The following is a 23,579-nucleotide window of genomic DNA, read 5'->3' as shown; positions in this document are numbered from 1 at the left end:
AGGAAAAAGTTTTTATCTTTAGGTATAGTTATCTGTATGTGGTCTGAGATTATAATTACCTTATTTATCTGTATTGTATTGAACTTCTATGTGTTGAAGTGGCTTAAAGACCGTCGGAAGATGCGTCCAAAAGGTATTTTAGCTTATTTAATCACACCAATACTTTACTTATGTATCCGTTTATTAATGATAAAATGGGTATTTTTGACGGTCTTTGCTTTGGCATGGATCGCTATCATTATCTTTTTGCTCCGTAAGACTATCATCTATTTTACACCGCAAAAATTTCGTTCCGAAAAAGAAGAGATCATAGATACCGAAATTGTTGATCCCAAAATTGACGAAAACAGTGTGGTTTCGCTGAATCCGAAAGACGCTGAACAACCAGCAGCTCTTTCCAATTTCCAAACAACGTCTTCACAGTCCATAAATAAAACAGACCAAGATCAAGGTTCACGACAACCCAATCTAGTCGCCCCTTCCAATATTTCTGCTGTCGAAATGACGGAAATTCCAGATGAACGCCATAAGAAAGACCGAAAGCTTTTATTGTTACAGCGTATCTCTTTCTATGCGACGATTTATAATCTTATTTACTGTCTTTTTCTTCTGATCCGAAAAGCTTATTTGCAGACAGACCACGATGACAATATTATTGGACTTTTTGGCACCTTTCAAATCAACAGTATTGTTTGCCTCGTTATTACAGCGATCATCTGCAAATTATTTGATACATTAAATAAACTGACCAACCTGATCCAGCTCGAAAAAAAAGGGTACAGACTATTTCTTTTCATTATACTTGGAACGGTATCCTTTTTCTATTTCCGGAAAGATTTTATCGGATTAGAATCGTTAATCATGCAATCTTATACCAATCAGGGTATCTTTTTTCTTATTGGCACAGTAACCTTTCTACTCAGCCAGCTTGCCTTTATGACGATAGATTATCCCAGTTTCATCCAATATCAATTTTCAAGAAAAAGGGACTTAAGGGTCATTATCATACTCAACCTATTTCTGTTAGTTTTAGTGATGATAATTTGTGAGGTTCTATTAAATGGACATGAAAACAGTTTCGATAGTAGTCATCTTTTCACGCTATATCCTACCGTATTGCTATTTTTTCTGGAACGAAAAAATTACATTCAGGCTAAAAACTATGTCAATCGTGTGGATCTATAATCGTAAATTAGCGGTTTCAAAATCTTATAGGGCACAACTGAGCTCCAGTATTGAAAATTATACATTAAACAATCAGGGCCTTAGCGTCCAACAAGTAAATATATTCAATGAAAACCATTTTCGCGATAATAGGTAGTGCAAGTGAACATTCGTCCAATCACCAGCTCATAGGGCATCTTCAACATAAGGTAAATCCAGAGGTGAAGCTGATTGTCTTTGACCGTCTAAAAGAGCTGCCTCATTTCGATCCTGAGGAAAGCACGTCCCGTCCACCAATAGAAATCATTGCCTTACGTCAGGTTATTCAGGATGCAGATCTGGTATTGATCAGCAGTCCAGAGTACATTTTCAGCATTCCCAGTGGGTTAAAAAACCTGCTTGAGTGGTGCGCTGCGACGACTATTTTTACCGACAAGCCTGTCAGCATTATTACCGCGTCAGCGCAAGGAGAGACGGGCCACGCCGAATTGCAACGCATCATGCAGGGACTTGGAGCACAGCTTGACCCCGAGAGAAACCTGCTTGTCCAGGGAATAAAAGGCAAACTCGACGCGACGGGAAATATTTGGGACGAAAAACTTGAGCAACAGCTTGATAAACTTGCCGAACAGCTCAAGAAATTCTAATAAAAAATATTGTTGAATCCATCTACTTGCTATGGAAATGCAATAAAAAGTCATTTAAAATATACAAAGATTGCTAACTTTACAACATGCAAGAACAAGTCAATAATCCATTACATGGAAAACGATTAGATACCATCATTGAGTATCTGGTCGACTATTATGGGTGGGAAGAACTCGGGCAAAGGATAGCCATCCGATGTTTCAATGAAAATCCGAGCATAAAATCCTCATTAACTTTTCTACGGAAAACACCTTGGGCGCGTGAGAAGGTTGAACAACTCTATGTCAAAACCCTGGGTAAAAAATAATCTTATTTCCCTGATAATACAAATAATCTGATTATTAAGCATATCTTTGCCGCCATGAAAAAAATTGCCGACTACCGAAAGTTGTTAAATGTGGATAAATCAGCGGATCTCAAAACGCTCAAATCCACCTATCGGACGATTATGAAAGAATGTCATCCGGATAAATTTGTCAATGACGAAGAAGGTCGTTTGGCTGCTGAAGAAAAGAGTGTAGAAATGATTGAAGCTTATCATTTTTTGGTCAGTATCTGCCCGGAAACTATTGAACAACAATTACCGATCTATACAGAAACTATTACGAATTCGGTTATTCAGGATATCGACTGGAAGGCCCAAATATTGACAATTACCTTCCAGGATGGCAGTCAATATGAATACTTTGGCGTCCAACGAAATGATTATGTAAAATTTGTCAATGCTGATTCTTTAGGACGATTTGCACGTAGACATGTTTTTCATTCTTACCCATACCGGAATGTACTGAAAACAGCCACGGTTGTTGTCTAGTTAAAACATAAATTTCAAACGGTCACTATACATACTCGTATATAGACGATATATCCGTTAAAGCATAAGCGCCCTTTGTTGATACAACAAGGGCGCTTATGTAAAATGTTAAATGTTTAAAAGCTATTTGTATAACACTTGTGTACCCAAAATAGTTTTAATTAAATTATAATTTTAACATTAGCCCGGCGATACCGCCACCGTAGAACGTATTTCTGGTGCGGTCTCTTCCCCAAGTTTTCCAACGGGTGCCGGTCCCAGAAATAGTGTCTTCATCCCGTTCAGCATAGTTGAAACTTGGTGCTACAAAAATGGACAGGGTTTCAGTTAATTTATAGGCTGGTATAATACGGAAAGAAGACTGGTGATTATCCAACAATTTAAATTTATCAGTCAGATGATTACGTGTCGTAATTTCCGTGCGAAGCGCAAACTTAGAAGTGTTCAGCAGAACTGCCCCCAGACCTACTTCAAAAGCATATTTAGAAGGTCCATCATCAACAAGAGCTGCACCGACAGATAACACACTATAAAGCACCCTGCCTCCGGAACGAAACTGCAGTCCAAGGTACCGATTCTCGTCTATTGCCAACGAAAGGCTTTTTTCTCCGTTTTTGATTAGATTTAATAGACCGATCGGGTAATCACTACTATCAGCAATATTAACAATTCCGGCCAGTTGAAATCCCTTTACTTTTTTTGCCTTATTTGCAATCCCCGCTATTTGGATGCCCACATTTCCGCTGCTATTGTTTAATACACCCGCTAATTGGGTTGTTCTGGCAGCTTCCTTTGCGGTATTAGCAACACCAGCGATCTGTACGCCCCTTACCGTATCAACCTTATTCAATACCCCGCCAATCTGGACACCTTTAACGGTTCCAAAAACCCGATTACCTACCCCCGCTAACTGTACTCCACCTACATTACCGCCGACAGTATTAAATACCCCGGCCACCTGGAACCCTTGCATATTATATTGGTTGATATTGAATACTCCGCCGAGCTCAACACCACTCACCCCGGCGGTTGCACCGCCGATGATATTTAATGAAAACTTATTGACAATCTGTGACCGAATAAAACCATGTGAGCTTAATCCGGGTGTCATAGATATTTGATAAGGACTATACAAAAACATACCACCGAGATTCATGCTCTGTATCTGTTGGGCAGGAGACAAAAAGACCCTTCCAAAAAATGAGCGATAAAGGCCATGATCTTCCTCATAGCCTTCAAAATAACCATACTCACGTTTCTTTTTGTCACCTATTTGTGCTTCAATAGGGAAAATAACCATTACACTTGTATCCCGAAACATCTCCTTGCTCACATTAACGGCGATCAGATTACTTTTTTTCTTGACATCCAATTCAAAATAACCATTCTTATCTGTCAACGTAGATAGCAACGCGCTTCTGTCAAAAATACTGGCATTGGAAATCGGGTTATTGGTTCGGATATTTTTGATATACCCCGTGATCACAACCTTATCTTTCCTCGGGGTCTGTACTTCAAAATCAACCGACATCCGTTGCGGCGTATATTGAACGATAATATGTTTGCCTAATTCCTTAAAGCTATATTCTTTACCCAAAATCCCGTCGAGATAATCGTATAAATTTCCCCTATATGCCCTGGGATAGATGACACTATCCATCTGTAATATATTTCCATTAAAGGAAAAGAGCACATCCTGCCGCTCTTTTAGTAGCTGAAAGACTTCGCCGACCGTAGTTTTTGAGAAAGCGGGCATTTGAATTTCCGCAGCGAGCTTTTGCTGTGCTAGCCCCCAATGAAAGGAGCATAACAGAGAGAAGAGGATATAAAACCTGATTCGCTTTATAAAAAATAGTATCATGCTGCTATCTGTACAATTTTGTTTCGAAAACATGTTATCGCTTTTGATTATCTTGTTAAGTGAATTTCTTTATCCCGCACTTCGACCTTTAAGTCGAGGCTTTTTGCCATTACCTTAAGTATTTCTGCCAAGCTATTTTGTTTAAATTCGGCAGTATATGGTATTTTTTCAAGAGCAGGATCATCGATCATAACTTTATAGTCGTATGCTTGACTAAGCACCTCAGTAACCCTTTTTAAAGGTGTATTTTCAAAATTAAACTCACGGTCTACATAATATTTATAGAATTTATCCTGAACAGGCTTCTTTTCAACTTTCATGGTATCTGTATCTCTAATCGTAAGCATCTGATCGGGCCGTAGGAAAATCTCTTTATCTGCATAGGCCACTTTGACCAATCCCGTGGCGACAATGACCTCCGTTGCATTGGGAATGCGACGCACATTAAAACTTGTGCCCAGCACTGTTATATGCGTATTGCCTGTCGCGATCACAAAAGGATGTTTTTTATCTTTTTGCACCCGAAAAAACACCTCTCCTTTTTTTAATTCCACATTTCTGTTTTTATTACTCCATGTGCTGGAATAGGCCAGTTCAGTATTCTTATTGAGCGTGACTATAGATCCGTCAGGCAATGCATCCTGACGTACGGCTTCTTGGCTCGCAAGGTGCATTTCCTTCCGCTGTGAACGATCAAACACATAGAATCCCACCATGCAGACCAACAAAATGCTCGCCGCGGCCCACCAGTTCCATTGGATCACTTTTGTTTTTCTTTTGGGGGTTTCAGTCGATTCCAATGCTCTTCTGTCCCTAACAATTTTAAAATCCATCCAAGCCTTATCCACATCCACTTCTGGAACCTCCAGGGGTTTAGGCAAGCTATCCCATAACTTTTTCATTTGCAAATATGCCTCCCTATTATTAGCATCTTTTTCCAACCATTCCTCTACGATCATACGCTCAGCTTCATTCGTTTCCCCGACCATATGTCTTTCTAGTAATTCCTTATTCATAGCGTATAGATAAGATAGAAATACATTTTTCACTTTTAGGTATTCTGCTCTGTTGTCGGGATCTTCCTCCAACCAGCGCTGTACTAAATTATTCTCTACTTCATTGGTTTCCCCAACGATATATCTTTCCAGTAATTCCTTATTCATAACATATAGATAAGATAGAAAATAATCAATGTCAAATAATCCATAAGTTCGACGCGTAAGTGACGCAAAGCCTTACTCATGTGCCCTTCTACTGTTTTTATGGACAGATCCAATGTTGTTGCAATATCCTTGTATTTCATTTCCTGAAAACGGCTCAATTCGAATACAGTCCTGCTTTTTTCGGGCAGTTCGGCCAAGGCGACCCTTAATTTATCATCCAGATCCTTGCTGCTCTCATCTACAGCCGGCTCCAACTCCTGCCTATGCTGTTCATAAGACTGATATTTAAACTTCCGCTGTTCCTTCTTAAGGACATTCATGCTTTCATTATAGATAGCACGGTATAGGTATGCTTTCAGCGAAGTATGGATCTGCTCTTCCCAATCTTTCTCCCATAATCGTAGAAATACTTGCTGTACGACCTCTTCGGCCCCATCACTATCCCCTAGATATCTAAAAGCATAACGATGCAATTCCTTGTAATGCGCTCGAAAAAGCCGCTCGAAATTCTTTTCTTTATTTTCCGACATTGGTTACTCTACCATATTGATTAAACAATCTACTTTATTACTAAGACAACAGAAGTAGTTATTACCCTTATTATTTTTTTATTTTTTTTTACATAAAATAACGGTCTATTGCACAATCCTATATATGATTGTCATGCCGACTAAATTAAGGGCCTTTGGCCAATTTGTCCTGTCACCTTTTAAATTGCGAAGATGCCCCCTCTATCCCAGATCGGTGCTAAAGTTAATTATCTAAAAATAGAAAAATGTTTTTTTTCTAAGGGTATACTGATTTTCCGTTGTCATAAGATAAAAGTGCATTAGAAAATAGATAACGAAAAATAATATCAAACATGAAAACAACCTTCAAAGCGGCCTTATTGGCATTGACAGTCTTAGGAATAACAGGTACGGCACAAGCACAGGAAGTGACCTATGGTATACAGGTAGGAAGCAACTATCACATGTCATCATTTGGAAACAAATCTGTTAAAGACAATAATGGCAAAGTAGGCGTTTCTGTCGCTGCATTTGCACGTGTCGGGGATCGCATCTTCTTTCAACCCGGCATTGGCGCCAGTTTATTGCGAAAGGAATATACTTTTGAAAATAATCAGAAGACACCTAAATTTTACCAGGTCAATCTTCCCCTGCAAGTTGGCTATAAATTTTTAGAAAACGGTGATTTCAGCCTTCGCGGTTTATTAGGACCACAATTAAACTATGATCTAAAAACCGTCAAATCCAGTGCGGCTACAGATTATAAGAAATTCTCTCTTGACGGCAGAGCCGGAATTGGAATAGATGTCAGTCGCTTTACCGTAGACGCTTATTACAGTCATGGATTTACGAGTGTGGACAAAACTTTAGACGCTAAGAACAAAACTGTTGGCATTATGGTCGGCTATAAGTTTTAGACAATGCTCATTAAACAAAAAAATGCCTCCCCCGACGATTGAATATTTGGAAAGAGCATGCAGGGGGAATACGAATAAAGCTTAAAAAAATGGGATGTCAAAAAGTCGGACATCCCATTTTTTTTCAATTAGATTTTATTTTTTGTCAATAATTATTATTTTAGCGCTACCAAAAAACTATTCTTAAAAAACGAGTTTAGGATTATCCTGCACATTCGTATTGGAATATTTCGGGATGTAGCGTAGCCCGGTATCGCGCCAGCATGGGGTGCTGGAGGTCGTCGGTTCAAATCCGGCCATCCCGACAGAAAAAGAAAGACCACTTCATTTTAAGCATGAAGTGGTCTTTCTTTTTATAGCCTGGGATTCAACCCTAGATTCAAACGGATCCTATTGTAAATCAAATTTCGGCCACAATCAGTTTCTGTTCCAACATAAAAGTAACTATCCATTTCTTTCCGATTTTAAAAGCTCTTAAATTATTGGGCGTATTGTCACTGGATTCCGTTTCCAATGGCACATAAGAATAAACAAGCTCAGCTTCTCCCTCTTGCCTAAATGTAGAACCATTGATTAAAACCGTCTTTATGCCATGCGTGAAAGTGTCTCCATATTCATAAAAGAAACGAAAATTATCCCCATCTGGAAGCATGATATACCGATCAAAAAGATGGTCCTGTAGTTTGATCGATGGTATGGACTCTTTTTGACCGATAGGATAAAACAATAGTTCATTATCGGTTTTATCAAAATAAAACGACCGTTTATCAGCAGACAGATAACTGGGGTGCCATGGTAAATTAGCGGGCAGCTTCACTGTTTCAACAGGTATCAATTTAGCATTGAGCGATAGGTGATAGATGACCTCATTTAATTTAAACAGCAACGGAAAGTCCGGGGAAGTGTTATTCATTGTTGCGAAGGGTAGATACTCGATTGTTCCTTTGGCAATATGTGCTTCAGCCAACAACCTGTCTACTGTTTTTTGCGCTATTATTGTCCCTGTCCTACTATTGATACATAATATTTCATAATTTACGGTCCGGTCCTTATGATAAAGGATATAACTATGCTCCGGAGTCATATAAGTATGATCAATAATCATATCCCGTACCATTGGCAACAACTTTTTGGAAGCCCGTTCTTTATAAAATGTGGTCTTTTCATTGCTTGGTTCCGCGCTATATTGCCCCCATTGAAATAGCTTATTGATGCTGAATAGCGTTCCATTTTCAACCCTAAAATCAACAAATTCCGCTGCATTTGGTTGTTGTAAAGAAGCAATTTTACCGACCTGTATACTATTGTCCGCAGGATTGATAGACAACAGCTGCTGATCCTTAAAATTCAGGTAATCCGGCTGTGGGTGCAAGCGGATGATCTTGCCCTTTGTTTCATCTAAGGCAAATAGCCCATTGGTGTTCTCCTGAAAGGTCTTCGTCCATACTTTTGCCCCCCCTTTTGAGAACTGATCTTTAGGATTAAGACTGATTACCTTATCTAACCAGGTTTTCCATTCATGCTGCGAAGCCTCGGCCCCCGGTACGCCCAAAGATTCCATCTGATTACTGACATCATTCAACCTTTTTCTCGCAAGGTCAGCCACTGTAGTAGGTCTGTAATCATGTATGGCATACCCTCCATTAGTTGTTTCAGCGCAGCCTACATAGTGAACGATAACCTGCTGATTATTGTCTAAATGATCTATCCACTGTGGTACATGGCGCAGGTCGCGATAATCAGAAAAAATCGACCATTCGATAGTATCTTTTAATGTAGGCTGATTAAAAATAGTAGCTGGATAACGGTCGTTTTCTGACGATATCTTGTCTTTATTATGTGCATTGAAAAACGTAACATTCTTTGTATAATAACAATTTTCCATGCCTGGCATAGGGACTATCTCAAACGTAAAATCCTGGTCATAGGTGAAAAATAAGTTTTCTCTATCGGGAAAAAGGGGAATCAATAAAATATATGCTGTCCCCAGCCGTTTGGCGTCTACCTGACTCAAGTGTAAGAAAAAACCGCTTTCAGGAAGATAGATGTCACCTTTATTGAGCACGAAAAGTAATTTTTCCATTGCATCACTTAATTGAATAACCTGATTATTCGACTTGAACTGCCCCGTAACAGATTCCACTTTTTCCAACGTATCCACTCTTGACATAAGTTTTTCACGATTTGCTACCGTATTGCTATTGCCATGGCATTGGCAAAATGCCATGATCAACAATACCAAATAGAGCTGCCTAAAGATCATTCTTACCATTTATTTCATCTCTTGTATAATTAATTCAATTTACACCTTTTTTATTGAATATAAAATACGGCGAAATCTCCCTGCTTTTATAGCAATCAACGACAAAAAGAATTAAAACATACGCTGGTCTTGCTCGAAATAAATGTGCCGGATCAACGCTGGCCAATACGCTGTTACAATAAAACACATACCTGTTTTATAAATGGCTCATATAAACATAGTCCATGTAATACAGCCTTTCGGCATTGATTCGAGTCTGCTTCGGGCCTGCGATACCCCTTCTTCGCCCCATAGTGCAGGTATATGCGGGATAAGACCCTCTTGCTTAAACCATGAGTCCGTGTTTAACTCGGACTCATCACGGACTCAGTACGGATTCATGGCGTTCTCATGGAGAATCAGGGGCGACTATGGCCCGAAGGAGTCCTAACTATAGCACGACGGAATCCCGAACCACACCATGGTGAGCCATTCATCTGTCTATCTAAAGAAAAAAGGTATTTAGATTATAGGGGGAAATTCCTACAATCTAAATACCTTCGATACAAAATCGTTCAAGCTACTTTTTTGCCAGCACCTGAGCTATTCTTTATTAATAACCTGGATTTTGCTTCAGGTTGGGGTTAACTGCTATCTGTTGACTAGGTAATGCATAGACAAGCGTTTTTGGATCCGGATCAGCTTCTTTTTCTTGCCAAGCCTGCAAAAATTTACCAAATCGGATCAAATCCTGTCTTCGCCAGCCCTCCCAATACAGTTCCCGTGCGCGTTCATCCAATAGATTGTCCAAAGTTAGGGCTGTAAACGCTGCAACACCTCGATTTGTGCGGATACTATTAACCAAGTTGAGCGCTTCTGACGCACCTCCGGTTCCCCCTCTGAGCATGGCTTCGGCTTCCATTAACAACACGTCAGAATAGCGGTAAACCACCCAGTCATTATTGCGTTGGCCAGTAACAGCATAATCAAATGCATATTTCATAGGTCTTATACCTGCTGTTTCTAAGGTAGCTCCCGACGTCCGAATGGTTACTTCTGGAGTAAAAACCAGCGGTGCAGTTCCAGGATTTCTGGCCTTCAAAGGTTCATTTGTTTTCCAGTCATATTGCTGTCCCGCAAAAAAACCTACGTTTTGACGATGATAAGACTGGGTTCTATTTTCTGTGGTATCCGAAGGATAGTCATAATATATCCCTCTTCTTTCATCAGACGCCGCAAACTTATTATAATAATCTGACAACGTACACCAGCCATTCCAGCCTCCGGGCCTCATATTATAGTGGGCAATAGTATTCCACGTACGATCAACATTACCACCTCTTTCTCCATTTTTATTAAACAGCGTAAAAATATTCTCCGTTGATTTCAGGTCATTGTCCGGCGCAAAGTTATCAAAGTACTTACCTGCGGGCGACACACTGTATGAGCCGCTTGTTCTGATTTCTTTTGAAAGCGCAATTACCTTGTTCATATCTTCCGCTGCAAAAGTAGGTGTCTGTCTATTCAAAAACGCTCCCTTATTCAGGTAGATTTTCATCAACAAAGTTCTTGCAGCATTTTTATTCGCAATAAAGGCGGGCCCTTTATTAGGCAGGCTTGCCATGATTTCATTTAGATCTTTGATGATATAATCTATGGCCGCCTGCGGCTGTAAAACCTCGGGCGCTATTCTAAAATCATCCATCGCTTCTCCTTCACGGATAGGCACCACACCATATAGATCCAAAATATCAAACATTGCCAACGCACGGATAAATTTCGCTTCAGCAGCTTGCTGGGCACTGGGCTTATAGCGCAAAACATTGCTGGCATTGTAAATTGCTGTTCCCAAGCTCACGTAAGTATCATTCATATAGCCGTTATCAGCATTCCATGTATGGAGGTGAATTGCCCTGTGCATCCCATTGTCATCCCAGTCGCCCCCACGCGTAGGCGCTATTGCAGCATCCGTTGATATCTCCTGCATTACCCAGCGCTGATCTTGCTGATAAGGTGTGTTTAAAGAGGTATAAGCTGTAACAAGTAGGCCCCCTGCTTCGACGTTGGTATTGCCTTCGCCCAGTTCTCCATTAAATTCTTCTTTCAGCTTTGTGCAGGAGAATGTGCTTGTCACAATAGAACCTGCAATTGTTATATATAATAAAGTCTTTAATTTCATCTTTCTTTTTTTTAATGTAGCCCAATAACTTATCTATGTGCTTATAATGAGAAATTGACTCCCAATAGAATATTTCGAGCCGGCGGATAAGGCAAATACTCTATACCTAGTGACGGAATTCCATTTGTTGCACCATCCGTATTTACTTCAGGATCAAATCCCGTATATTTGGTAATGATAAACAAATTCTGTCCGGTCAGTGAAACACTCAGATCTTTAAGTGTTTTCCCAACATTTCCCACTTTATAACTCAATGTGAGGTTAGCCATCTTTAGATAATCACCTTTTTCAAGATACCGGGTAGAAGCTGATGCTGAATTGGATGTGGATTCTTTTACTGAGGTATCAAAGAAGGCCGAACCAATATTTCGCGATGATAAATTACTTAACCCCAATGTGGTCGCAGCCGTATTATTGAATAAATAGTGACCAAAAGCACCATTCATATTAGCCGCCAAAGAGAACTGTTTATAGCTTACATTTGTCGAAATACCTAGTAAAGTTGTTGGATTCGGGCTGTTCATATAAAACTTGTTCATCGCCGGATCATTTTTAGAGGAAATACTACCATCTAAACCACGGTACATACTCATGCCTGTCTGTGGATCAATCCCTTGATAATCGGCTAAATACCAAACATTCAACGGCTGATCATTTACCATCCGTTGTCCCAATACCCCCGAAAAGCCTTGTCCTCTAAGTGCTCCGGTCTGATAATAACCAATCAGGCCACTGACGCTATTTTTTAGAAATGTCGCATTTCCGGTTAAATCCCAATTCCAATTGTCATTTTTAACGATTGTACCCGTCAAAGCTACTTCTACCCCTTTATTAACGATCTCACCGCCTAGATTCACCCAAATCCTACCTGCGGGTGCTGGCTGTGCTAAAGTTTGCTCAAATAGCGCATCCGTGGTCTTCTTATTAAAGTAATCGATCGAGCCATAGAGGCGGTTGCCCAGGATACCAAAATCGATACCCGCATTTATGGTGGTGGAGGTTTCCCATTTCAAATCCGGATTACCATAGTTTGCCTGACTAATGCTTTGGTTTCCAAAAACCAAGCGGTCCTGTGAAGCTCCGGAAGGGAATTCTTGATTACCTGTTTTTCCCCAGCCCAATCTTACTTTTAATTGATCAAAAATGCCGCTGGATTTTAAGAATTGTTCTTCAGCGACATTCCATGCGACTGCAAGAGATGGAAATACTGCATATTTGTTATTGGAACCAAATTTGGTCGATCCATCCCGTCTGACTGTTGCTGTCAATAAATAACGATTCAAATAGTTAAAACCCCCACGTAAAAATAGCGATTGTAATTGGTTGGTCGGGCTTCTGTAAGAAGCTACCTCTCTTAATGCCGCCGTGGAATATTGCATGTAATCGAAATAATCTAGTCCCATGTAACTAAAACCTCGACCGAACATAATATTATTATTGAATTTGTAATCTAGGTACTCATAACCAGCGACTGCATTCACGCTCCAATCTTCGTTAATTTGTTTGTTGTAAGAGAGCATATGCGTCATCTGCAAATTGGTTTCGCCATTATTGGAAATAAAAGCTTGCTCATCTTTATTTGTGGACGGATCGATCAGTCCCGCGCGATACATTCCCTGACGATTACCTGTCTGACGCATCGCACTATAGATGAATCGGTATTCCAGGTCATCGGTAATTTTATAATAGGGTGCCAAGTTTATCACCATGGTATTGGTGGTCGCTATATCTTTGAATGCTTCAATACTTGTCAATGGATTACGTGTCGTTGTACTAACAAAAGTCAGATTACCTTGTTCATCACGTAAAGGTCTGGTCGGGTTCCACTGCAAAGCTTGCGAAATAACATTACCTTCCGAACCAACCATTGCATTGATCGGTGCATATTTATTATCCATTTGAGTCAAGAATACCGCAAAATCAAGTCCCAATCGCTTGTTCTCCAAGAAACGGAAGTTGCCTGTAAAATTAGCCGTATATTTTTTCAATTGTGAACCCCGAATAATACCGTTCTGATTTAGATAACCACCAGATAGGCGATATTTCCCATGCTCGGTTCCTCCGGCCACGTCAGCATAATAATTTTGTGTGATTGCTTTTTGTGTGATCGCCTTAAACGCATCCTCATTGCCTCCAAAATCGGCATTAGTAGCATCAGATGGTGTGTAGTATTTCAATGCTTCTCTAAATCTTGCCGCATTCAGTACATCTGGATATTCACGCATGGAAGATACACCTCCCGATGCACCAACAGAAACTTCTGGAGAGCCTACTTTTCCCTTTTTTGTAGTAATGATGACAACCCCATTTGCTCCACGTGAACCATAGATAGCTGTAGCGGATGCATCTTTTAGAATATCCATGCTCGCAATATCACCCGGATTCAAATAGGTTAATGGATTACCTCTATCCGAAGAGAACCCGCCTCTGCCTTCCGGCAACGGCGAATTACCTGACATTGGCACGCCATCCAGAACAAATAGCGGATTATTGCTTGCACGAATAGACGAATTACCACGGATCCGTACGGTTGTCGATCCGCCGGGTTGCCCAGTGTTGTTAATAACCATTACGCCAGGTGTCTTTCCCTGGATCAATTGATCGGGACTTGTCATAATGCCTTTATTGAAATTCTTTGCTCCGATGGTCACCATAGAGCCGGTCAGATCCTTTTTTCTCGCGGTACCATAACCAATGACAACAACCTCTTCGAGCCCCTGATCTGTACTGGGTTCAAGAGCAATCGTCATGTCATTTCCGGCAATGGGGACTTCTTTCAGTGCGTAACCGATATACGATACTTCAAGGAATTTGGCATCATTTGAAATATTCAACAAAAAGGATCCTTCAGGATCCGTCGTTGTTGCCGTGTTCGTTCCCTTTACTTTGATCGTGGCGCCCGTCAATGGACTTTGGGTCTCATCCACGACCTTTCCTTTCAAGATCCGAGTCTGGGCTGCTGCTACAAAAGTAACAAGCATTAAAGTCGGTATCATGAAACATTGCGCAAGTAGTTTGTTTTTCATACGCGTTTAAATTGATTGGTTTAATTGATTCATTATTTCTGGGCGATCTCTCGCTCAAATAGTGTGAAGTGATTTCAATGTTTACAGTACAAAATATAGACTGAGATCTACGGACACCTTCGTGCGACTGTCGTTGAGTCTGCATACAAATACCTATTCTGAGACCTGAAAACTGTCGTAAAAAACAAACTCCCCGCTGATGCTCGCATCAGGGCAAGAGATGAACAAGTAACGCGCTGAAAAATAAGAATACAGCAATTTGCTGTCATAATTTTAGGGCAAGGCATACGTTTATCTTTGGTTATTTATTGTACTATAAAAATCGCCAAATCCCTACTGTAATTCCAATCACAGCGTCTCAATTTTATATCAAAGCGTATCAACAAAACTCTTTTTTATCTTTTAATTGACTATTTTTATATAGATATTATAAATTTTGCGCGGAATAACCTTTATACCTATCCTATACCTGCTACTCGTATGGACTAACTTACGGGCTCAATCGCTCTATTTCAAAAATTATCAAACCCACGATGGTCTCTCCAATAGTTCTGTTAAGTGTATTACTCAGGATGTACAGGGCTTTCTATGGTTAGGGACAAGGAATGGCCTTAATCGTTTTGACGGCAATCAATTTAAGGTGTTTCGGCACAGCGCTTCGGATTCCACAAGTATCGGGAGTTCATCCATATTAAGCATCCTTACCGACAGCCAAGGTATCCTATGGGTCGGAACGACATGGGGGACCTATTGTTACGATCCCGTTAAAGAAAATTTCAGACCATTTAAGGGTATACCGATAGGTGAAGTAAATGCGATACATGAATACGCCGGTTTTATCTGGTTGCTTTCCAATGGAAAACTCTATCGATATAATCCTTACACGACAGAGATCGTCTCATTCGACCAAAACAAAAACACCTTGGTGGCCATTACCAGCAGCAAAAAAGGCGGCCTGTGGACAACAGACAATAACAGTACGATCGAACGGTATCAAGTCAACACGGGCAAATTTGTTCAAATAGCGCTCAAAAAAACAGATCGGAAAGCACTGTCCAATACCAAGACCGTCTATGCCATTAACGACTCGCTGCTGATGGTAGGCACCATCAATTCAGCTTATTTATTTGATTTTAAAAACGGAACGCTAAAAAATCTATTCGCCAGCCATTACCCCAACAAAGTCATTCAGGCGAATTGCATTATTCAACAAACAGAGTCGGTCTACTGGATCGGAACAGAGACCGGAATATATACGTATGATATTCACACAGGTCGAAGCCAACATATCAAAAAAGATCTGCTCAATCCATTCGCCATATCGGACAACGCTGTTTTGAATTTCTATCGGGACCGCGAAGACAACATCTGGTTCGGAACATTTTTTGGCGGCTTTAATCAATACAGCAACCAATTCGACAATTTCAAAAAATACTTATCCGGATTTGGGAAATCAGCCTTATCGGGAAATATCGTACACGACATTAACAAAGATAAATATGGAAATTTTTGGATAGGCACAGAAGATGGAGGCCTGAACAAAATAGATGCTCAGACGCAGCAAATCCAACATTTTGTTGCCAATGGAAAAAAGGGAAGTATTGCACATAATAATGTTCATGGCTTGGCCACGATCGGCGATGATCTCTGGGTGGGTTCCACAACGCATGGCCTTGATATACTTGACGTAAAGACCGGAAAATTAAAAAAACACTATGACCGCATCGGTAAGGGTTCTTTACAAAGTAGCTTTGCCGTCTGCATCTATAAGTCCAAAGACAACAGTATGTTTGTAGGGACAGACCGCGCATTATACGTCTACAACAAAAAGAGCGACAGTTTTGATCTCCTTCCCATTACGGCTTGGATCCAGGGTATTTATGAAGATGAATATGGCATACTTTGGGTCAATACCTATGGTAGCGGGGTCTATCAATATAACCGCAGCTCGGGACAGATACAGCATTTACTGTCCGAGCAAGGCAAACAAAATACGCTCGTCAATAACTACGTGAATGGCTTATTTGAAGACAGCAAAAAAAACATCTGGTTTTGTACTGAAAGTGGGCTTTCAAAATACCGACGTGATGGACATTTCACCAACTATCTAACCGAATCGGGCTTACCGTCAAACCAAGTATTCAAAGTCCTGGAAGACGACAATAAGAGTATATGGATATCAACCGGTGGTGGATTGGTCAGACTGGATGAGGGTGTTCCCCGGAGGGTCATCTATACATCAAGGGACGGGCTTCCCGCAGATCAGTTTAATTATAATTCAGCTTTTAAAGATAGCGACGGAACCTTATATTTTGGCACCATCAAAGGAATGGTCAGCTTCAACCCCACAAAATCCATTAAGAATAGTTTTATTCCGCCTATATTCATCAGCGGTATTCAGATCAACAATGTGAGCATACCTGTTCGTGAAAAGGGCATACTGAAGCAGTCCATCTCCCTATCAAAGGAGATCCACCTCACCTACGATAACTCCAATATCAGTTTCAATATTGCAGCCTTGAGCTTTGTGTCCCCAAAAAGCAATCCCTATCGTTATATCATGGAAGGCTATGACAAAGACTGGACCGATATTACTGGCAATCAAAAGATCTATTACAATAAACTCCCACCGGGCACTTATACGTTTAAGTTCAGGGGCGCAAATAATAACAGTGTCTGGAATCCGGCCGAAAAAAAACTGCTTATCATCGTTTCACCCCCCTGGTGGTTGTCAGGCTGGGCCTATTTACTTTATTTTATGAGCTTCGGTACGATTGCCCTGCTCGTATTGCGCTATTATTTTTTGCTATTAAAGGCCAACAATACGCAAAAGATGGATAGTTATGAACGAAAAAAAGAACAGGAAATCTATAATCTCAAGCTGGAGTTCTTTACCAACCTGGCCCACGAAATCCGTACACCACTCACGTTGATCAAAATGCCCCTGGAGAAAATAATAAATAATCAAAAATTCACCGACCGCGACACGGTTAAAGATCTCGCACTGATTGAAAAAAATACAGCGCGATTAATTCGCCTGACCAACCAATTACTGGATTTTAGAAAAGCAGAAACCAACAATATGAGTCTTATTTTTACGAAAACGGATATCAACGCCTTGCTATCCGAAGTATTCCACGATCTAAATTATCTGGCGAAAGATAAACAACTGCACTATGACCTCAGCCTTCCACGCATTAGCCTCACTGCTTATGTGGATGAAGAAGCTTTGCGAAAAATTTTTACTAACCTTATTCACAACGCAATCAAATATGCGGATGAAGAAGTCCATGTCAAACTCCTTCCTTTTAATAGCGATGATATTATGTTCAATATTGAGTTTAAGAATGACGGTGAGCCCATTCCCTTTGAGAAAAGAGAAAAAATATTTGAACCATTTTATCGGTTAAACGAATCCGATAAAGATACGGGAACTGGCATTGGTCTTCCTCTATCCCGCTCTTTGGTCGAATTGCACCGAGGAACCTTATCCCTTGTACATCTGGAGGAAAACCGCAATATATTCCTTCTTTCTCTGCCAATTTTTCAGGAGCAATCGCTGGATATCAAATCTTTTCAGGAAGATAGCGATGATAACCTGTTGAATGATAAATTGGATGAACAGGAGGAAGAAAAACCAGTGATTCTGCTCGTCGAGGATAATAAAGAAATACTGGCTTACCTCAATAAAGAATTAAAAACCAGCTATACGATACTACGGGCCAGCAATGGTGCCGAGGCGCTCGAAATATTAGATCAAGAGAATGTTCAACTCGTACTGACAGATATTATGATGCCTATTATGGATGGGCTCGCCTTATGCAAACGCATCAAAACGGACATTCTGTATAGTCATATTCCCGTGATTTTCCTGACGGCAAAAAATGCACTGGATTCAAAAATCCAAGGTTTAAAAAATGGTGCCGATGCCTATATTGAAAAACCTTTTTCGCTTGAATTCCTGATGGTACAAATACGCAATATCCTCAAGAACCGCAAAATTATCAAGAATTACTTCACCAATTCTTCAAGTTCCAATTTAATGGATATCAATGTATCTGCACCGGACAAAGACTTTATCAGCCAGCTCAATTCGGTTATCTACGAAAATATTTCAACGATAGACCTCAATGTCGATGAACTGGCCAAATTGATGCATATGAGCCGTCCAACCCTCTACCGCAAAATCAAAGGGCTCTCTGACCTAACGCCCAATGAATTGATCAATATTTCACGATTAAAAAAGGCGGCAGAACTGCTCACCAAAAAAGAATATAACATTACCCAGGTGTCCACTATGGTCGGTTATACCGTGCAATCCAATTTTTCAAGGGACTTTCATAAGCATTACGGCATGTCACCGAGCAGCTATATTCTTGAAAACAGCAAGTGATGGATACTCGTTTTTAAGATGAATATCCCGATGGCGTAGAAAACTGCCCAAGATAACGAAAGAATGTCAGGATAGATTCAGGAAGCGAATAAAATCCAATTGAGGGACTCGAGCGAAGTGAGAAAAAAATCGTAGACGTAGGCTAGATCCAATACGTCTACGATAATGACCTTAGTGTTTACTTTTTGGAACGAAAAATGCCGCAAGCAACATAAATACACCGGCCAACAATAATCCATAAATCGATTGGCTATGAAAAAAATATTTGATGATCATGCCACCGAAAAAACCACACACGATCTGAGGCAGGGTAATAAAGAAATTGAAAAGTCCCATATAAACCCCCATTTTACCCGCTGGCAAATGATCGCTCAAAATTGCATACGGCATCGCCAGAATACTCCCCCAAGCGATACCAATACCGATCATGGGAAGGATCAGGAGATTAGCATCTTTGATCAGGAACAATGAAATTAAAGAGAGTCCGCCAATGGAAAGGCCGAGGGCATGCGTTTTTCCACGCCCGAAGCGTTTGGCTATCTGCGGAATAAACAAGGCATATATTGCCGAAACCCCATTATAAATACCGAAGAGCACACCTACCCAGTTGGCAGCCTCCATATAGAGATCCTGCCGATTGCCTTCGCGCAAGTAAAAAACCGAATCTGCAATCGCCGGAGTTGTGTATACCCACATCATAAAGAGGGCAAACCAGGAGAAAAACTGCACCCAACCCAACTTACGCATAATCATTGGCATTTTACCGATGTCGCTAACAATGGATCGCAAGCCAAATTTTGGTGCTGCTTCCTGTTCAGCTGCAATAGTATCCGAAAATTTCTGGAGTTCACCCGGCGAATACTCCTTCGTTTTGAGCACAGACCACAACACCGTCAGCAGTAGTACGAAACCGCCCAAATAAAAGGAGTAGATGACATTACTGGGTACCTGCCCAACTTCGGAAGTTCCCGCTACATGAAAATACTTCGTCAATATAAACGGAAGCAGTGATCCCAAAACAGCTCCAATACCAATTAAAAAAGTCTGTACCGAAAAACCCAGACTCCGCTGACTGCTGGGGAGATTATCGCCGATCAAGGCCCTAAAGGGCTCCATCGTTACATTAATGGACGCATCCATAAACATCAGTAAGCCTGCTCCTATCCAAAGTGGCGCCAGTAATGTTGTAAACAAAGCCGCATTGGGCATTAAAAATAAAGTCAAAGTGGTCAACAGCGCCCCCACCAAAATATAGGGTCGACGACGGCCCAATCTATTCCAGGTTCGATCGCTATAATGCCCTATAATTGGCTGTACAATCATCCCCGTAATCGGAGCCGCAAGCCAAAATAGCGAAAGGTGTTCCACATCGGCACCAAAAGTCTGTAGAATACGGGAGGCATTGCCATTTTGCAAAGCAAAACCCATTTGTATCCCCAGAAACCCAAAACTCATATTGACGACCTGGCTAATGCTTAATTCAGGTTTATTTCCCATAATAGGCTATCAAAATTTAAGACAAAATACAATTAATTATCATTTAATCCCGATTTCCAGCAGCAAAAGAATCCATTTCTGCTGCTGAAAACAAGGGTTTATCTAACCTGCGGCACCTGTTTTTTGCTCAGTCCACTGAGTATGAAAGTTTCGGTTGCTGTTTGGATATGAGCCGCTGTACCACTGATATTTTCGATCGTATAACCATCGGCATGTACCGCGATCAACAAGGTAGATCCACGAAATAATACACGGAATTTATACCCTTCCCATTCTTTCGGCAACATGGGATTGAGGTAAAGTTTTCCAGCCTTGATCCGCATTCCCGCAAAACCTTCCACGATCGTCATCCACGTACCGGCCATGGACGTAATATGTAAGCCATCTTCGGTATCGTTGTTATAATCGTCCAGATCCAAACGCGAAGTCCGCAGATAAAACTCGTACGCTTTTTCCGCTTTATTGAGTTTAGCCGCCAATATCGCATGTACACAAGGAGAAAGTGAGCTTTCATGTACTGTCAGTGGTTCATAGAATTCATAATGCCTGCTTAGTGTATCTCGGTCGAATTGATCCTCGAGGAAATAAAAACCCTGCAATACGTCAGCCTGTTTGATATAACAGGAACGCAGAATCCTATCCCAGCTCCAATGCTGATTAATGGGGCGTTGTGATGAATCGAGTTGCGCCACAGGAATCAGCTCTTTGTCCAGAAAACCATCTTGCTGTAAATACACATCGCGTTGCGCATCAAAAGGATAATACATATTATCAATGATATGCTGCCATTTTTGTTGTTCTTCAGCTCCAATTGCCAGCTTAGCTTTCAATGCACTAAGGTTGTCAGACTTCGGCTGCGCCAGCTTTTTCAAACATTCGAGCGTATACTCCAGACACCAGGAGGCAATGCGGTTGGTATACCAGTTGTTGTTCACATTGTTTTCATATTCATTCGGTCCCGTTACGCCCAACATGACATATTGCCCACGTTCGGCGCTCCAGTTGACACGCTGTGCCCAGAATCGGCTAATCGCCACCAACACTTCCAAACCATGTGACCAAATATAGTCTTCATCGCCTGTATAACGGACATAATTGTAGATGGCAAATGCGATGGCCCCATTGCGATGGATTTCCTCAAAGGTGATCTCCCATTCGTTATGGCATTCCTCCCCGTTGATCGTAACCATGGGATAGAGCGCTGCTCCTTTGTCAAATCCCAGCTTGGCGGCATTTTCAATGGCCTTATCCAATTGTTGATGGCGGTAAATCAATAGATTGCGTGCTATTTTTGGTGATTGTGTAGCGAGGTAAAAAGGGATACAGTACGCTTCAGTATCCCAATAGGTGACACCGCCATATTTCTCACCCGTAAACCCTTTCGGACCGATATTGAGCCGCTCATCTTCTCCGGTATAGGTTTGATTGAGTTGGAAAATATTATACCGTATCGCTTGCTGTGCGGCGACATCACCACTAATTTCAATATCACTTTCTGCCCAGACCGTTTGCCATGCTGCTGCCTGCTTTTCCTTTAACTGATCAAAGTCAAGCCCTCTAAACGCTCGTAAATGCTCATGAGCAACTTCTTTTAGCTGAGCTACCGCATGATTCTGCGATGTAACAATGGCGACACGTTTTTCAATACTACAAGTCTGTGATTTAGCCAGATTCACGCTATAGACCTCAGCCATACAACCTGAACTTATGATCGTATCCTGTACGCCGTATGTTGCTGTCGCAGTCTTTATGCTAGTCTCGAGCATAGCATATACCTCAAAACCCGTTTTCTTGGTCCGCGCAGCCACAAAAATACCATCCCCATCCCTACCTTGGCCTACACTTTCCCAGAATTTTTCGTCGTAGTTGCTATCACGGTTGGTTACTTCGGCATTTAATCGCGAAGTGACCGTTAGTGTTATGTCGTCCGAAAGTGCCGCTATCCTGTATTGCAAGGAAGCCGTTTCGGAAGCAAACAGATGATACATTCGACTTGCCTCAACCTTAATCTGCGCACCATCTGGCATTTCAACAACGAAACTGCGGTATAGCATACCCTGCTGCATATCTAAGCGGCGTTCAAAAGCTGTGACCTTTGCTTTAGCCAGATCAAGTACCTGACCATTGACAAGGATATGCAGGCCAATCCAATCCACGGAATTGATGACCTTGGCAAAATATTCAGGATACCCGTTTTTCCACCAGCCCACGCGTGTTTTGTCGGGATAATAGATACCAGCCAAATATGATCCCTGCAAGGATTTCCCGCTAAAGTCTTCTTCAAAATTAGCCCTTTGCCCCATCCGACCATTACCAATTGCAAAGATACTTTCCGAAAATTCGTTATGCTCCGGACGAAATGTATCCTCAATAATTTGCCAAGGGTGATGTTTGATATATGTTTTCATTGATTTAATTTTTTCAACGGCCGATGACAGCCGCTATAAATAATTATTGTTTTGTTTACCAATGTCATTTATAGCGCCGTATCATCACCTAAATTGCTACTACACGTTAAAATTTACCGACTAAGCACCCTAAATCAGCCACGACCAAATCTGCTCCTTTTAGATGTTCGGCTTGTCCTATCCCTATCACTTGCATACCTGCAGCCCTTGCCGCGTCAATTCCAGCCTGCGCATCTTCCAAGACCAGGCAATCCGCTGTTGCTATCCCCAATGCTTCCGCACCTTTGAGAAATACTTCGGGGTTGGGTTTTGACAACTGAACCGCATTTCCATCAATCAGCGCATCGAAATAACCAACGATTCCAGTTTTCTGGAGAATTCCCAATGCATTCTTACTGGCCGAGCCAAGTGCAATCTTAATTCCCTTTTCCCGCAGCTTTTTTAGCAGTTCGAGGCTTCCGGAAAGCAAATGGGCTGGACTAAGCTGCTCGATCAGTTCCAGATACCACTGGTTTTTCTGCCGTAGCAAATCTTCCTTTTCCGATTCGGACTTTTCCAGTCCTGCCCATTTCAAAATCAGCTCCAGGGATTCGATGCGACTGACCCCTTTCAGCTGTTCGTTGTCGACAATGCTGAACGAATAGCCCAAGCCTTCTGCCAATCTATGCCAAGCTTGAAAATGGTAGATTGCCGTATCCACCAACACACCGTCCAAATCAAATATTACGGCTTTTATAGTATTATAATTAATCATTGAA

General features: G+C 41.2%; 15 protein-coding genes and 1 tRNA gene. 7 read left to right on the top strand and 9 right to left on the bottom strand.

Annotation, left to right across the window (positions count from 1 at the left end):
* The first annotated feature begins 36 nt into the window (after window positions 1-36).
* The 4 genes from DCO56_RS20940 to DCO56_RS20925 all read left to right on the top strand — a co-directional run bounded on the left by DCO56_RS20940 (window position 37) and on the right by DCO56_RS20925 (window position 2,626).
* On the top strand, window positions 37-1,185 hold the full coding sequence (locus tag DCO56_RS20940) for a hypothetical protein (protein ID WP_108635691.1): 1,149 nt from the start codon (window positions 37-39) through the stop codon (window positions 1,183-1,185).
* A 107-nt stretch (window positions 1,186-1,292) separates the two neighbouring features.
* The gene (locus DCO56_RS20935; RefSeq protein ID WP_108635690.1) at window positions 1,293-1,811 is read left to right on the top strand and encodes an NADPH-dependent FMN reductase; all 519 of its coding nucleotides are present in this window, start codon (window positions 1,293-1,295) and stop codon (window positions 1,809-1,811) included.
* 86 nt (window positions 1,812-1,897) lie between these two features.
* Window positions 1,898-2,119, top strand: coding sequence for a VF530 family protein (locus DCO56_RS20930; RefSeq protein ID WP_108635689.1), 222 nt, complete (start codon window positions 1,898-1,900; stop codon window positions 2,117-2,119).
* A 54-nt stretch (window positions 2,120-2,173) separates the two neighbouring features.
* Window positions 2,174-2,626 carry a KTSC domain-containing protein gene (locus tag DCO56_RS20925; protein WP_108635688.1) on the top strand — a complete coding sequence of 151 codons (453 nt, stop codon included), beginning with the start codon at window positions 2,174-2,176 and terminating at the stop codon, window positions 2,624-2,626.
* Between the two features lie 166 nt (window positions 2,627-2,792).
* On the opposite strand, the gene DCO56_RS20920 is transcribed toward DCO56_RS20925, so the two are convergent.
* Genes DCO56_RS20920 through DCO56_RS20910 form a run of 3 tightly spaced genes read right to left on the bottom strand, consistent with a single transcriptional unit; the run spans window position 2,793 to window position 6,180 of the window.
* Complete coding sequence (locus tag DCO56_RS20920) at window positions 2,793-4,487, bottom strand: peptidase associated/transthyretin-like domain-containing protein (protein WP_108635687.1); 1,695 nt, start codon at window positions 4,485-4,487, stop codon at window positions 2,793-2,795.
* A gap of 47 nt (window positions 4,488-4,534) precedes the next feature.
* On the bottom strand, window positions 4,535-5,650 hold the full coding sequence (locus tag DCO56_RS20915; protein WP_108635686.1) for a FecR family protein: 1,116 nt from the start codon (window positions 5,648-5,650) through the stop codon (window positions 4,535-4,537).
* Window positions 5,647-6,180: an RNA polymerase sigma-70 factor gene (locus tag DCO56_RS20910; protein WP_108635685.1), complete on the bottom strand. Its 534-nt coding sequence runs from the start codon at window positions 6,178-6,180 to the stop codon at window positions 5,647-5,649. Before DCO56_RS20910 ends, DCO56_RS20915 begins: the two co-directional genes overlap by 4 nt.
* Window positions 6,181-6,512: 332 nt before the next feature.
* On the opposite strand from DCO56_RS20910, the gene DCO56_RS20905 reads away from it, so the two are divergent.
* The gene (locus DCO56_RS20905) at window positions 6,513-7,076 is read left to right on the top strand and encodes a porin family protein (protein ID WP_241254800.1); all 564 of its coding nucleotides are present in this window, start codon (window positions 6,513-6,515) and stop codon (window positions 7,074-7,076) included.
* A gap of 231 nt (window positions 7,077-7,307) precedes the next feature.
* Window positions 7,308-7,381: transfer RNA gene (locus DCO56_RS20900), tRNA-Pro, on the top strand.
* A 95-nt stretch (window positions 7,382-7,476) separates the two neighbouring features.
* Here DCO56_RS20900 and DCO56_RS20895 read toward each other — a convergent pair.
* From DCO56_RS20895 to DCO56_RS20885, 3 genes are all read right to left on the bottom strand, one after another.
* On the bottom strand, window positions 7,477-9,348 hold the full coding sequence (locus DCO56_RS20895; protein WP_146191106.1) for a hypothetical protein: 1,872 nt from the start codon (window positions 9,346-9,348) through the stop codon (window positions 7,477-7,479).
* A gap of 583 nt (window positions 9,349-9,931) precedes the next feature.
* Entirely contained in the window at window positions 9,932-11,497 is a 1,566-nt protein-coding gene (locus tag DCO56_RS20890) for a RagB/SusD family nutrient uptake outer membrane protein (RefSeq protein ID WP_108635682.1), read from the bottom strand.
* Between the two features lie 41 nt (window positions 11,498-11,538).
* Window positions 11,539-14,523 (bottom strand): SusC/RagA family TonB-linked outer membrane protein, encoded by a 2,985-nt coding sequence (locus DCO56_RS20885; RefSeq protein ID WP_108635681.1) that lies wholly within the window; start codon window positions 14,521-14,523, stop codon window positions 11,539-11,541.
* 436 nt (window positions 14,524-14,959) lie between these two features.
* Here DCO56_RS20885 and DCO56_RS20880 point away from each other — a divergent pair, with 436 nt between their 5' ends.
* Complete coding sequence (locus DCO56_RS20880) at window positions 14,960-18,916, top strand: hybrid sensor histidine kinase/response regulator transcription factor (RefSeq protein ID WP_245935886.1); 3,957 nt, start codon at window positions 14,960-14,962, stop codon at window positions 18,914-18,916.
* Between the two features lie 171 nt (window positions 18,917-19,087).
* On the opposite strand, the gene DCO56_RS20875 is transcribed toward DCO56_RS20880, so the two are convergent.
* From DCO56_RS20875 to pgmB, 3 genes are all read right to left on the bottom strand, one after another.
* Window positions 19,088-20,413, bottom strand: coding sequence for an MFS transporter (locus DCO56_RS20875; protein ID WP_108635680.1), 1,326 nt, complete (start codon window positions 20,411-20,413; stop codon window positions 19,088-19,090).
* 98 nt (window positions 20,414-20,511) lie between these two features.
* Window positions 20,512-22,821 (bottom strand): family 65 glycosyl hydrolase domain-containing protein, encoded by a 2,310-nt coding sequence (locus DCO56_RS20870; RefSeq protein WP_108635679.1) that lies wholly within the window; start codon window positions 22,819-22,821, stop codon window positions 20,512-20,514.
* A gap of 106 nt (window positions 22,822-22,927) precedes the next feature.
* Window positions 22,928-23,575, bottom strand: coding sequence for a beta-phosphoglucomutase (gene pgmB / locus DCO56_RS20865; RefSeq protein WP_108635678.1), 648 nt, complete (start codon window positions 23,573-23,575; stop codon window positions 22,928-22,930).
* Window positions 23,576-23,579 lie beyond the last annotated feature (4 nt).

The organism is Sphingobacterium athyrii, from assembly GCF_003071065.1.
Taxonomy (GTDB): Bacteria; Bacteroidota; Bacteroidia; order Sphingobacteriales; family Sphingobacteriaceae; genus Sphingobacterium; species Sphingobacterium athyrii.
The sequence above is the reverse complement of the archived record's forward strand: the minus strand, read 5'-3'. Positions and strand labels throughout refer to the sequence as shown.

Coding starts and splice junctions, on each gene's coding strand:
- DCO56_RS20940 (WP_108635691.1), top strand. CDS start 37: ATGTGGTCTGAGATTATAATTACCTTATTTATCTGTATTGTATTGAAC.
- DCO56_RS20935 (WP_108635690.1), top strand. CDS start 1,293: ATGAAAACCATTTTCGCGATAATAGGTAGTGCAAGTGAACATTCGTCC.
- DCO56_RS20930 (WP_108635689.1), top strand. CDS start 1,898: ATGCAAGAACAAGTCAATAATCCATTACATGGAAAACGATTAGATACC.
- DCO56_RS20925 (WP_108635688.1), top strand. CDS start 2,174: ATGAAAAAAATTGCCGACTACCGAAAGTTGTTAAATGTGGATAAATCA.
- DCO56_RS20920 (WP_108635687.1), bottom strand. CDS start 4,487: ATGATACTATTTTTTATAAAGCGAATCAGGTTTTATATCCTCTTCTCT.
- DCO56_RS20915 (WP_108635686.1), bottom strand. CDS start 5,650: ATGAATAAGGAATTACTGGAAAGATATATCGTTGGGGAAACCAATGAA.
- DCO56_RS20910 (WP_108635685.1), bottom strand. CDS start 6,180: ATGTCGGAAAATAAAGAAAAGAATTTCGAGCGGCTTTTTCGAGCGCAT.
- DCO56_RS20905 (WP_241254800.1), top strand. CDS start 6,513: ATGAAAACAACCTTCAAAGCGGCCTTATTGGCATTGACAGTCTTAGGA.
- DCO56_RS20895 (WP_146191106.1), bottom strand. CDS start 9,348: ATGGTAAGAATGATCTTTAGGCAGCTCTATTTGGTATTGTTGATCATG.
- DCO56_RS20890 (WP_108635682.1), bottom strand. CDS start 11,497: ATGAAATTAAAGACTTTATTATATATAACAATTGCAGGTTCTATTGTG.
- DCO56_RS20885 (WP_108635681.1), bottom strand. CDS start 14,523: ATGAAAAACAAACTACTTGCGCAATGTTTCATGATACCGACTTTAATG.
- DCO56_RS20875 (WP_108635680.1), bottom strand. CDS start 20,413: ATGGGAAATAAACCTGAATTAAGCATTAGCCAGGTCGTCAATATGAGT.
- DCO56_RS20870 (WP_108635679.1), bottom strand. CDS start 22,821: ATGAAAACATATATCAAACATCACCCTTGGCAAATTATTGAGGATACA.
- pgmB (WP_108635678.1), bottom strand. CDS start 23,575: ATGATTAATTATAATACTATAAAAGCCGTAATATTTGATTTGGACGGT.